Below are 12,593 nucleotides of genomic sequence, written 5' to 3' on the forward strand. Positions count from 1 at the left end.
GATCGCACGGAACTCATAGGGCGGACGGTCCGATGATATCGCCGTTATTGATCGTCGCCGCTCTCGCGCTGGCGGTGGGAACGTATGCGTTCCGATGGGCCGGCCCCGCGTTGCGCACGCGGATCCGATTCCCGGCTCGGGCAACGGCATTGCTCGATACCGGCGCGGTTGTCCTGCTGACCGCGCTGGTATCGATCACCGCCCTGCCTGTCGGCTCCGGCCACCTCGGATTCGCGCTGCCCGCAGGAGTTCTCGTCGGTGGCCTGCTCGCGTGGCGCAACCAACCCATGCTTGTGGTCATCCTTGCCGCGGCGGCCACCACCGCGCTACTGCGCCTGGTCGGCGTCACCTGACGATCCTGTTCGGAGCGCCTACAGACCGTGCGAATCCCGATGAGGGGTGCGGAAATTCAGCTGGGGGTCAGCGGAATGGGGCCGCCGGTGCGGCGGGCCACCGAGCCGTAGCGCGCGTCGATGCGCAGCCAGGTTTTGGTGGCGCGGACGCGCACTATCTCCGACGGCATGATGCGCCGGGATTCGGCCTTGTCACCGGAGTGCGGGATGAAATCCATTGCGGTGAGGGCGAAGACGACTCGCATCGGTACTTCCACGTGTGTGTCTGCCGCGGATACCGTCAGCACCGTTTGATCGAGCAGCGAGGCGGGCGGGCCGTGGCTGCTGCCGTGATCCTTGGCCAATTGCGCGCCCTGTTCGGCGAGTTCGACCAGGGTGCGGGCAGGCACATCGTCGACGTGCACGAAGCCATCGACGGGTGGCAGGGCACCGCGCCATGCGGAGTCCATCGAATAGCCGAGGTCGATCGGGCCTCCGGTGGCCAGGCCCGCGAGCACCAGATCGGCGCCGACGGTGACATCGTCGACGCCGAGCTCGGCGACCACAGTCCGCACCGCGAGCGCTTCGAAACCTGTTGCTACCCAGCCGGACACCAGGCGTTCCCCGCGACGGCGCAACCGCACCACCGCCGCGGGATCCAGGCGAACTGCCCTGGTGAGAAAAGTCGCGAGATTCTCGCGCTCGGCCGGATCGGACACCTCCAGCACGCGTTGTCCTGACATCACGCCGAGGTCACTCACGCCAGCCATTCGGCGAGATACTCGCGTTCTGCCCCGGCGATCCGGCGCAACCGCTGCTGCTGGATATCGAACGCGGCGATCTGTGTGGAGGCGATCACCGCGGGCGGCGAGTCCGGTGCGGCACCCGCCGCGCGCACCTCGTAGCCGATGGTGAAGTCGACCGCGCGCAACTGCTCGATCCACATGGCGATATCGAGCGGGGTGTCCTCGTGACGCAACTGGCCGCGGTAGCGCACCCGCAGGTCGGCGAGCACACAGCCCTCCCGCAACGGCGCGGTCGGCCGGCCGTCCTCGAACAGCCACGGAATCCGTGCCTCTTCCAGCAGCGTCACCATCCGGGCATGGTTGACGTGCTGGAACACGTCCATGTCCGACCACCTGACATCTACCTTGGCGTGGAAGCGCTTAGGGAGAACAACACCGCTAGCGGCTGCTTGCAGGTCGCTCGAAACAACACCGCTAGCGACTGCTTGCAGGTCGCTCGAAACAACACCGCGCCCCGGCGCATGCCCGTTTCCGTTCAACGAACTGGTCAACGTGGTACCTCCGATTGGGCGCCCACCCCGCTCACCATGCTTCGCACTTGCCGCGCTGCAACCGACAACGTGGCGAGATCGTGGGTTCCGGACTCGAACAATTCCGACAGTGCGGCGCGGGCACGGCCGAGCCGAGACTGATTCTTCGACTCCCAGTATGCAATCTTTTCGTCGGCGGTCTCTTCCGGGTCACCGGCGGACAGCACGTCGAGGGTCAGCGAACGCAGCGAGCCGTACATGTCGTCACGCAGTGCGAGCCTGGCAAGTGAGTGCCAGCGATCACCGCGTTCCAGATGGCTGACGGCCTGCAAGAGCCAGTCGATCTTCAGATGGTCGTTGAGCGCGTAGTAGAGCGCGCCGACCTCGTCGCCGCCACGATCGGTGATGTCTGCGATATCCAACACATCCAGCAGCGGGAAAAGATTCAGCTGCCCGAAGACCTCGGTGGCCAGATCAGTCGGCGCGCCGAGGGCGATCAGTTCCGCCGACTGATCGGTCAGCGTCGCGACGTGGTGGCCGCGCAGCCAACCGGGGACCTGCGGCGCCAACTCCCGCACGCCCCTGCTGTACCTGTTGACCTCGGCACCGACCGCGATCGGCTGCGGCCGGTTGCTCAACAGCCAGCGCGACGCCCGATCGAGGGTGCGCTTGGTTTCCAGCTCCAACTCGTCACGGACCGTGACCGAGGCGTCGGCTGCGCGGATGCGCGCCCACATGTTGTGCAGGTCGAAGATCTCGGTGGTCGCCGCGAACGCGCGTACCGCGTCGGTGGCGGTGGCGCCGATCTCCTCGTTCAGCCGATGCGCGTAGGTGATTCCGCCGTAGTCGACCATCTCGTTCACCAGCACCGTGGTGACGATCTCCCTGCGCAGTCGGTGCTTCTTGATCGCGGCGCCGAACTCGCCGCGCAGTGGCGTCGGGAAATAGTCGGGCAGCCTGGCCGCGAAGTAGGTGCTGTCCGGCAGATCGGTGTCGAGCAGATCGGCCTTGAGCGAAAGTTTCGCGTGCGCCATGAGATTGGCGAGCTCGGGCGAGGCAAGGCCGGAGCCCTCGTCCATCCTGTGCTTGATCTCGACATCGGAGGGCAGCGCCTCCAACTCGCGGTCGAGGCCGCGGCGCTGCTGCAGGTCCTCGATGAGGCGTTGGTGCACATTCAGCATGCGCGGTGCCTCGGTGCGTGAGAGGCCCATCAGGAAGTTCTGGGACACGTTGTCCTGCAACACCATCTGCGCGACCTCATCGGTCATCGAGGCGAGCAGCGGGTTGCGCTCGGCCTCGACCAGCTGGCCCGCGCTGACCACGCCGTCCAGCAACACCTTGATATTGACCTCGTGGTCGGAGCAGTCGACGCCCGCCGAGTTGTCGAGGGCGTCGGTGTTCATCTTGCCGCCGCTGCGGCAGAACTCGATTCGGCCGAGCGCTGTCGCACCGAGGTTGCCGCCCTCGCCGATCACCTTGACCCGCAACCGGTTTCCATTGACCCGCACCGGATCGTTGGACTTGTCGCCGACCTCGGCATTGGTCTCGGTGCTCGCCTTGATGTAGGTGCCGATGCCGCCGTTCCACAGCAGCCCGACCGGTGCGAGCAGGATCGCGCGCACCAACTCCGGGGGCGACAATGCCGCGACGTCATCGGCCAGACCGAGCGCCTCGCGCGCCTGGGGGCTGATCGGCACGGACTTCACCGTGCGATCCCACACACCGCCGCCCGCACTGATCTGCGAGAGGTCGTAATCGGCCCACGAGGACCGTGGCAGGCCGAACATCCGCTGCCGCTCGACGAAGGAGCGGGCGGCGTCCGGGTTCGGGTCGAGGAAGATGTGCCGGTGGTCGAAGGCGGCGACCAGACGGATGTGCTCGGAGAGCAGCATGCCGTTGCCGAATACGTCACCGCTCATGTCCCCGACGCCGACCACAGTGAAATCCTGGGTCTGAGTATCGAGGTCCATCTCTTGGAAGTGGCGTTTCACGCTCTCCCATGCGCCCTTGGCGGTGATTCCCATCGCCTTGTGGTCGTAGCCCGCCGAACCACCAGAGGCGAACGCGTCACCGAGCCAGAACCCGTAGCGCTTCGCGACATCGTTGGCGATGTCGGAGAACGTCGCGGTGCCCTTGTCCGCGGCAACCACCAGATAGGTGTCGTCACCGTCGCGCCGGACCACCCTTGCGGGCGGCAGCACGTCGCCGGTCGCGAGGTCGACATTGTCGGTGACATCGAGCAGGCCGGAGATGAAGGTGCGATAGCAGTCGACACCCTCCGCGCTCAGCGCCTGTCGATCCACGCTGGGGTCACCGGTGGCCGCGGGCGGCTGCTTGACCACGAAACCGCCCTTGGCGCCGACCGGAACGATGACGGCGTTCTTCACCGCCTGCGCCTTCACCAGACCGAGGATCTCGGTGCGGAAGTCCTCGAGCCGGTCCGACCAGCGCAGCCCGCCGCGCGCGACCGGGCCGAAGCGCAGGTGCACGCCCTCGACGCGCGGCGAGTACACGAAGATCTCGAATTGCGGCTTCGGCTTGGGCAATTCGGTGATCTCGCGCGGCTCGACCTTTACCGACACATACGAACGCGACATGCCTTCGGCATCGGTCACGTAGTAGTTGGTCCGCAACGTCGCCTTGATCAACGAGAGGATGGCGCGCAGGATGCGGTCGGCGTCGAGGCTGACCACCTCATCGATCCTGCCGCGCACCTGGGTCTCCAGGTCGGTGGCATGCAGGGACTCTTCGCCGTCCGGATCGAACCGCGCCGCGAACAGGTCGACGAACAGCCGCGCGATATCAGGGTAGGTCAGCAGCACCCTTGCGATATTCGCCTGACTGTACGGAAAGTCAGCTTGCTGCAAGTACTTCGAGTACATGCGCAGAATCGACACCGCGCGCCATGGCAGCCGCGCGCGCAGTACGAGTTCATTGAGCGCGTCCGCCTCGGCGCGGTCGTACCAGACCGCTTCGAAGGCTTCGGTGAATCGCTCGCGCAGCCCACGCACCTCCGACTCCAAAACCGCCACTCTGGCGGAGGATTCCAGCAGCTCCGCGTCCAGGTCCCGATCCAGCGAACTGCGCAGCAGTTCGGGCCTCGCGACGAGGCCGAAGTCGTAGATCCAGCGTTCCAAGGCCGGATCGCCACCGGGCTGCGCGTCGAGCTGTACCCGGTAGGGCCGCTCGTCGACCACCTCCACCCCGAGGCTCTGCAACACCGGAAGCACCTGGCTCAGCGATACTCCGGTACCGCCGATGTACAGGGTGAACCGCCAGGAACCCGGGTCCGAACCCGGACGGCGGTACAGGTTCTGGTTGATGGAGCCCTCCGAGAGGCGCTCCAGCCGGACGACATCGAACAACGCCCTGTCCGGTGCGAAGTCCTGTTTGTACCCCTCAGGGAAGACCTCGGCATAGCGCTGGACCACACCGGGATCCAATACCGTCGAGGTGCTCACCGCGTCGTTGAGGTGATCGTCCCAGGTTCGGCTCGCCTCGGCCAGCAGGTTCTGGATGCGCACCCGATTGCCCTCGGAGGTATCGGCAACGGCCTCCGAGGTGCGCGGCACCCCGAACTCCGCCTCCGGCATCCGGACGGTGAAATAGACACTGGCCAGCTCGCTTTCGCTGACGCGTGCCGAATAGTCGATGGAGACACCGCCGAGTTCGCGCACCAGGATTTCCTGCATCTCCAACCGCACCCGCGTGGTGTAGCGGTCGCGTGGCAGGTAGACCAGGCAGGCGACGAACCGGCCGTAGCCATCCGAGCGAAGGAACAGCCGAACCTGCCTGCGCAGGCCGACATTGAGCACCGCGGTCGCGGTCTTGCGCATCGTCTCGATATCCGAGGAGAACAGCTCGGTGCGCGGGAACGCCTGGATGACCTCGAGCATCGCCTGCCCGGAGAAGGAGTCCAGATCGAACCCGCTCTCCTCGATGACCGAACGCACCCTGCGCTCGATGACCGGGATGTCCAGCACGTTCTCGTGTACCGCGGTGACGGTGAAGACGCCGATGAACAGATGCTCACCGATGATGGTTCCCGATTCGTCGAAGTCAGCGACGCCGACGAAGTACGGGTACACCGAACGATGCACGGTGGCGGGCACCAAGCCCTGGGTCAGCATCAGCAGCGGCCGCTCACCCGCATTGACGGGAACCCGGAAATCGGTTCCGACATCGGGGCGAAGCACACCGAGGCAAGTGCCGGGCAGCGGGGCCGACACGGCCTTGCCCTCAGAGGTGCTCAGCCGGTATCTGGCGTAGCCGAGCACAGTGAAATTGCCACTTGCCAACCAACGCAACAGGTTCGCGCAGTCCACCAGATCGGTGCCGGAGAAGGGTGCGGTACCCGTTTTCGCCGCGAGCTCGAGGTCTTCGGCCAACTGGCTCTGCACATCGCGAATGGCTTCGGTGTCGCCGGTCACCTGGCGCACGTCGGCGACCACGTCCGGCATCGCCGCCTCGATCCGGTCGAGCAGCGCCCGGCTCGTCGAGGGGTGCAGCTGAATGTGCATCCATGATTCGCGCAACCCGGTATTACCGTTGCCGTCCACCTCATGCGGCGCCGCCCTGAGCAGTCGTCCGTCCGCAGCGCGCTCGACCTCGAAGATCGGGTGGATCACCTCGCTCACGCTGACGCCCATCCGGCTCAGCGAGGAGGTGATCGACTCCACTAGCAACGCCATGTCGTCGGTGACCAGTTGCACCGCGGCGCCGAGGCCGGACCCGTCGTCCGGGTGATACACCCGAACCAGCGCCCGCCCGGCAGGTCGGGTCATCGCCAGTTCCGTGTGCCGCCGGAAGATCTGGGTTATTCCGGTGATCGCGCAGTCCACATCGCCCGCGTCGACGTGGCGAAAATACGCCTCCTCGAGGGGACCGAGGTCGCCGCGCAACTCCTGCGGCAAACTCGCGGCCCACGCCGCACTGGACAATTCGGACGAGACCGTCATTTTTTCGCCAACTCCCTCGGATTCGGTTCCGCACCAAAGTGACGCCGGTCCGAGAGTAGCTGCGACTCACGCGCTAGGGGTGAATTCCCTTTCGATCCCAGGGTGTTCACCACTATTGCGAGGTTCGCCGCTCGATTGCCGTGATCGACGATCCCGGCACGGCAACCGATCGGACCGACGAAGTTATGTGGCCGCGTCGGCGAAAAGACCTACTCAGTGCTCGGACTGCGCCTTCGCATGCACAGACTCCACCCTAACCAGATCCGATTCGCCGCGCGGACCGACCGTATTTCCTTCGACAACGCGTCCGTTGTGGTGGTGTTGTCCGCATTTCCTTCGGCTGAGCGCCCGAAACAACCCACTCTGCTCGACCGCTGCGATGAGCCGCGCGCCACGGCGCGGCCCATCGAACCGCACTCAGTCGCGGGTGAGCTTGCGGTGCGTCACCCGGTGCGGTCGAGCCGCTTCCAGGCCGAGGCGTTCGATCTTGTTGGCCTCGTATGCCTCGAAGTTGCCCTCGAACCAGAACCACTTGGCGTCATTGTCGTTGTCGCCCTCCCACGCCAGGATGTGCGTGCAGGTGCGGTCGAGGAACCAGCGATCGTGAGAGATGACAACGGCACAGCCGGGGAACTGCTCGAGCGCGTTCTCCAGCGAACCCAGGGTTTCCACGTCGAGGTCGTTGGTCGGCTCGTCGAGCAGGATCAGGTTGCCACCCTGCTTGAGGGTCAACGCCAGGTTCAAGCGGTTGCGCTCACCGCCGGAGAGCACGCCCGCGGCCTTCTGCTGGTCCGGGCCCTTGAAACCGAAGGCGCTGACGTAGGCGCGCGAAGGCATTTCCTGGTTGCCGACCTGAATGAAGTCCATTCCCTCGGACACGACCTGCCAGACATTCTTCTTCGGGTCGATGCCTGCCCGGTTCTGGTCGACGTAGCTCAACTTGACCGTCTCGCCGACCCGGACGATGCCGCTGTCGGGCTCCTCCAGCCCGACGATGGTCTTGAACAGCGTGGTCTTACCGACACCGTTCGGGCCGATGACGCCGACAATGCCGTTGCGCGGCAACGTGAACGACAGATCCTTGATCAGCTGGCGGTCACCGTAGCCCTTGTCCAGGTTCCCGACCTCGACCACGACACTGCCGAGGCGAGGACCGGCTGGGATCTGGATCTCCTCGAAGTCCAACTTCCTGTGCGTATCGGCCTCCGCCGCCATCTCCTCGTAGCGGCCGAGGCGAGCCTTGTTCTTGGCCTGGCGGGCCTTGGCACCCGAGCGCACCCAGGCCAACTCGTCCTTGAGCCGCTTCTGCAGCTTCTGGTCCTTCTTGCCCTGGACCTCGAGCCGCTGGGCCTTCTTCTCCAGGTAAGTGGAGTAGTTGCCCTCGTAGGGGTACGCGCGGCCGCGGTCGAGTTCGAGGATCCACTCGGCGACGTTGTCGAGGAAGTACCGGTCGTGAGTAACGGCGAGCACGGCGCCCGCGTACGCGGCGAGGTGCTGCTCGAGCCACAACACGCTCTCGGCGTCGAGATGGTTGGTCGGTTCATCGAGCAGCAGCAGATCAGGCTTGGCAAGCAACAGTTTGCAGAGCGCCACGCGGCGGCGTTCACCACCGGAGAGGTTGGTGACCGGCTCCTCCGGCGGCGGGCAGCGCAGCGCGTCCATCGCCTGTTCCAGCTGGGAGTCGACATCCCACGCGTCGGCGTGGTCCAGGTACTCCTGCAGCTTGCCCATCTCGTCCATGAGCTCGTCGGAGTAGTCGGTCGCCATGAGCTCGGCGATCTCGTTGAAGCGATCCAGCTTCACCTTGACCTCGCCGAGCCCCTCCTCGACGTTGCCGCGGACGGTCTTCTCCTCGTTCAGATGCGGTTCCTGCATGAGGATGCCGACCGTTGCGCCGGGAGCGAGGAAGGCTTCCCCGTTATTCGGCTGATCCAATCCGGCCATGATCTTCAGCACGCTGGATTTACCGGCACCGTTGGGACCGACGACGCCGATCTTGGCGCCTGGAAGGAAGTTCAACATGACATCGTCGAGTACGACCTTGTCGCCGTGCGCCTTGCGAACTTTCTTCATTTGGTAAATGAACTCAGCCATATACACAAGCCTATCGGTGTGGGGTTTGGTGGAACGAAGCAGAGCTACCACTGCCGTCGAGCGCATACCGGCCGTGCGGTCAGGCGTCTACCGGCGCGGATTCGTTGATCCGGGCCGGTGCGGAAGGCATGGTCGTAGCGCCCTCCGCCAGCCCATCGCCGTCGACGCGTGCACAGTCTTCTGCACTCGATCGGTCACAGGTATTGGGGGCAAGATTACTCGGGCCGAATGAACGGCCCGCTTCGGTCCGACGGATCGGCTGCGCGGTGCAGCGCGCCAGGTCGGGGCCGAGCGCGCTGGCGCGCATTTCGAGGTCGCGCCGTTCGACGCCGTCCTTCGACCGATATTCATGCGACCGCAGCTGGCCGTACACGACGATCGGATCGCCGCGGCGGATCGACGCGTCCACCCCGGTCACCAGCCTGCGCCAGCAGCTGATCGTCAGGTACAACGTCCCGCTGTCGACCCACTCCCCGGTCGCGGGGTCGAGCCTGCGGGAATTGCTGGCCATCCGGAAGGTGACCACCTGCTCCCCGTTCGTCAGATCCCGCTTGACCGGATGGGTGACCACAGTGCCGATCACCGTTGCCATTGCCTCGTACATGGTTCCGCCCCTTCATGTTCCGCCCCTCGACGAGCCGCCTCGGGTGCTTCCTCCCCCCGCCAGGAGGGCACCTCCAGCCTGACCGATCCCAGCCCGTAGAGGCCCCCCGATTCCGCAGGTGTGGACAACAATCCCGGATGTGGACAACGGCCACTTCAGGCGGTTCCGATCGCACGCCTGGTCCTGCGCTCCCGACACGCTGGTACCGACCACGACGACCGCAGCCCGCGCGAGGCCACCGCATCGGCGATCACGCCTTTGCGGCGAGCTACAGAACGGCTAGATCCGTATTCGCCCCACACAGCACGACTACCGGGCGTTCGCCGTCCGCGGGGATGTAGGCCCCACTCTGCACAGCGGCCAAGGCGGTCGCACCCGCGAGTTCGACCACGACCCGGAACTCCCGCCACAGGTACTCGCGGGCGGTCGCGATGGCGTCGTCGGTGACCAGTACCGAGCGCACGTCGTAGCGACGCGCGATGTCGAGGCCGATGTCACCGATCCTGGTGGCACCCAGCGAGTCCGCGGCGATGCTCGACACGTCGATATCCACCGGACGATTCGCGGTGAGCGCCGCATGCAAGATGGGGATACCTTCCGGCTCGACGCCGATAACCTGCTGGCGGCGTCCGAGCGCGGTGGCGATCCCGGCGACGAGCCCGCCGCCGCCGACCGCGACGAGCACGGGCGGCCGTCCACGCACCTGCTCCTCCAGCTCCAGGCCGACCACGCCCGCGCCCGCGACAACGGCGGGCAGGTCGTAGGCGTGCAGCTGCAAGGCCGCGCGTTCGGTGGCCAGGTCGGTCGCGTACGAGTAGGCCTCGGCGTAGGTGGTTCCATGCCACAACACTTCGGCGCCATAGGACCACATCGCGGCAACCTTGGTGTGCGGCGCGGACTCGGGGACGACAACGGTGCACGCCTTACCGAGGCGCGCCGAAGCGAGCGCGGCGGCGATACCCGCGTTGCCACCGGAGGCGATGACCACCTGTTCGGTGTCGGTGCCGGACTCGAGCAGGGCATTGAGGCTGCCCCGAACCTTGAATGTGCCTCCGTGCTGGAGGTATTCGAGTTTCAATGTCACCGGCACCGGCCCGTGCGGACCCGCCACCGTGGTGTGGAAGACCGGCGTCTTGCGAATCTGTCCCGCCAGTCGCTTCCGCGCGGCACGGACATCCGACCGGTACACCCGCCGAGACGTTCGGTGCTGCGGCTCGACTAAAGCCCGCTCACTCACTTGCGCACCTCTCGGTCACGTTTGGCCAGCTCGGCGAACATCGCGTTGTGCGCGCCGAGGTCCGCCTCATTATCCCGGTCGGCGGCCCGGTCGGTCCGCTTGGCGAGCTTCGCATCGCTGCGCGACCATTGGATGAGCAGCGCAAGCATTACTACGACCAGCGGCACCTCACCGCTGGCCCATGCCAGGCTACCGCCGGTGCGCTGATCCCCGAGCAAATCGTTGTTCCAGCCGAGACCGAGGCTGCGGAAGAACCACCCACCCATCACGGTGGTCATGCTCATCAGCGCGATACCGAAGAAGGCATGGAAGGGCAGCGAGCCGAACACCATGCCCAGCTTGGTCAGCGGTTCGACCTGACGCGGCTTGGGATCGATGCCGACTACCACCCAATAGAACAGGTAACCGCTGAACAGGAAGTGCGCGTTCATCAACAGGTGCGCGGCATGCGAGTCGACGAACGAGTCGTAAATGCCACCCATGTACAGCGCGTAGAAACCGCCGACGAAGATCACCGACGCGACGATCGGGTGTGTCAGAAGGCGCGACACCGGATTGTGCACCGCGGCCTGGATCCATTCCCGCGGCCCAGGGATCCCACCGCGCCCCGCCGGCGGCAACGCGCGCAGTGCCAACATGACACCGCCGCCGAGCGCGAACAGGATGGGCGCCAGCATCGACAACGCCATGTGCTGGCCCATGTGCACGCTGAACACCGCGGGCGAATAGCGCCCGACCCCGGACGACGTGGCGAACAGCAGCACCACGCACCCGGACATCCAGGCAATGGTTCGGCCGACCGGCCAGGCGTCCCCTCTGGCACGCAGCCGTCGCACCCCGAGTAGGTACAGCACCGCGAGCACGATGGCCAGCGTGCCGAACATCAGGTCGAAGCGCCAGTCGAACAGCAATCGCGCGGTCGTCGGTGGCCCGGCCAGGTTGTAACCGAGCTCCACTTCGGCGGGTGTCGGCACCGATATCGGCGGTGGCGGCGGTGTGCGACCGAGGCCGACGGCAAGGCCCATGGTCGCGGCGAAGATCAGCGCCTCGACCCCACCGAAGCGGATCAGCGCGGCGCGGTCACGCGGGTTCGCGGCGAGCGCGGGCAGCGAGGCACGGCGTTGCAGATAGCCGAATACGCCGAGCACGACGAGGGCTGCGACCTTCGCGAGTACCAACCGCCCGTAGGTGGTGCTGAACAGGTCACCGAGGGTCGGCACGCGGACCCAAGAGTTGATCACCCCGCTCAGGCCGATCGTCACGAACGCGATCGTCGCGGTGATGGAGAACCGCCGGGCAGCGACATCGGTGTGAGCGCCGGCGCGCATGGCGTGGGCGAGCACCGCGAACAATCCGCCGACCCACACCGCGGCGGAAACCAGATGCAGGATCAGGCTGTTGGTCGCGAGGTCGTGCGCGCCGCCCGAGGACGAATGTCCGGTCAGCGCCAGCGGCATCATGGTCAGGATCGCGCCGCCGAACAGCACCGGGGCCCAGCCCCAGCGCAGTGCGAGCCTGCAGCCGACCGCGACGATCAGCGCGAATACCACCGTGGTTCGCCAGGCCCCGGCCAGGTCGACCTGGCCGATCGCCTGCCACAGCTGGTCGGGCCGCCAGACCTCGCCGACCGGCTGCCCGGTCGTATCCGAGACGGTCAGCGGGATCAGCACCGCCGCACAACACGCCCAGACGACGGCGAAATTCGACGCGCGACGCACGGCGCGATATCCGCCGACATCCAGCAAGCCATCGGCCTGCGGCGGCACCAGAAACGCCGCGAAAAGCAGCGAGCCGACGGTTAGCGCCGCGGCGAGGTCGGCGAGCGCGCGGACCGCCGGTAGGCCGTAGGTGGTCAGCGGTCCTGGATCGGGAATGCCGAGCAGGCTCAGCGCCTGCGCCGCGGACAGTCCGACCACCAGTGCGGCGAGTACCGCCGCGCACGCACCGGCCAGCGCGGTCAACATCGCGAAGGTCGCCCCGGAACCCGACTTGCCTGTCTCGACATCGAGTTCTAGTGGCGGGTCCTGCGGTGACGACATACGACTGAGCGTAGTTCGGCCGGTATAACGTGGCCCGGTTGGGTTTGGGCCGA

8 protein-coding genes are annotated in these 12,593 nt (G+C 66.2%); 1 reads left to right on the forward strand and 7 read right to left on the reverse strand.

Going from position 1 to position 12,593, the window contains the following annotated elements; all coding sequences use genetic code 11:
- Window positions 1-32 precede the first annotated feature (32 nt).
- Window positions 33-353 (forward strand): AzlD domain-containing protein, encoded by a 321-nt coding sequence (locus ACLMAJ_RS25725; RefSeq protein WP_412016388.1) that lies wholly within the window; start codon window positions 33-35, stop codon window positions 351-353.
- A gap of 56 nt (window positions 354-409) precedes the next feature.
- On the opposite strand, the gene ACLMAJ_RS25730 is transcribed toward ACLMAJ_RS25725, so the two are convergent.
- The 7 genes from ACLMAJ_RS25730 to ACLMAJ_RS25760 all read right to left on the reverse strand — a co-directional run bounded on the left by ACLMAJ_RS25730 (window position 410) and on the right by ACLMAJ_RS25760 (window position 12,540).
- Entirely contained in the window at window positions 410-1,102 is a 693-nt protein-coding gene (locus ACLMAJ_RS25730; protein ID WP_412016389.1) for a DUF8185 domain-containing protein, read from the reverse strand.
- Window positions 1,090-1,533 (reverse strand): acyl-CoA thioesterase, encoded by a 444-nt coding sequence (locus ACLMAJ_RS25735; RefSeq protein WP_412016450.1) that lies wholly within the window; start codon window positions 1,531-1,533, stop codon window positions 1,090-1,092. Before ACLMAJ_RS25735 ends, ACLMAJ_RS25730 begins: the two co-directional genes overlap by 13 nt.
- 92 nt (window positions 1,534-1,625) lie before the next feature.
- Entirely contained in the window at window positions 1,626-6,566 is a 4,941-nt protein-coding gene (locus tag ACLMAJ_RS25740) for an NAD-glutamate dehydrogenase (protein ID WP_412016390.1), read from the reverse strand.
- 417 nt (window positions 6,567-6,983) lie between these two features.
- Window positions 6,984-8,660 carry an energy-dependent translational throttle protein EttA gene (ettA, locus tag ACLMAJ_RS25745; protein WP_412016391.1) on the reverse strand — a complete coding sequence of 559 codons (1,677 nt, stop codon included), beginning with the start codon at window positions 8,658-8,660 and terminating at the stop codon, window positions 6,984-6,986.
- 79 nt (window positions 8,661-8,739) lie between these two features.
- Complete coding sequence (locus ACLMAJ_RS25750) at window positions 8,740-9,264, reverse strand: single-stranded DNA-binding protein (protein WP_412016392.1); 525 nt, start codon at window positions 9,262-9,264, stop codon at window positions 8,740-8,742.
- 268 nt (window positions 9,265-9,532) lie between these two features.
- Complete coding sequence (locus ACLMAJ_RS25755; RefSeq protein WP_412016393.1) at window positions 9,533-10,501, reverse strand: threonine/serine dehydratase; 969 nt, start codon at window positions 10,499-10,501, stop codon at window positions 9,533-9,535.
- Complete coding sequence (locus ACLMAJ_RS25760) at window positions 10,498-12,540, reverse strand: bifunctional copper resistance protein CopD/cytochrome c oxidase assembly protein (protein WP_412016394.1); 2,043 nt, start codon at window positions 12,538-12,540, stop codon at window positions 10,498-10,500. The genes ACLMAJ_RS25755 and ACLMAJ_RS25760 overlap by 4 nt, the downstream gene beginning before the upstream one ends.
- Window positions 12,541-12,593: the final 53 nt, after the last annotated feature.

Origin of the sequence: Nocardia arseniciresistens, from assembly GCF_046764875.1 — a bacterium.
In the GTDB taxonomy this organism is placed as follows: Bacteria; Actinomycetota; Actinomycetes; order Mycobacteriales; family Mycobacteriaceae; genus Nocardia; species Nocardia arseniciresistens.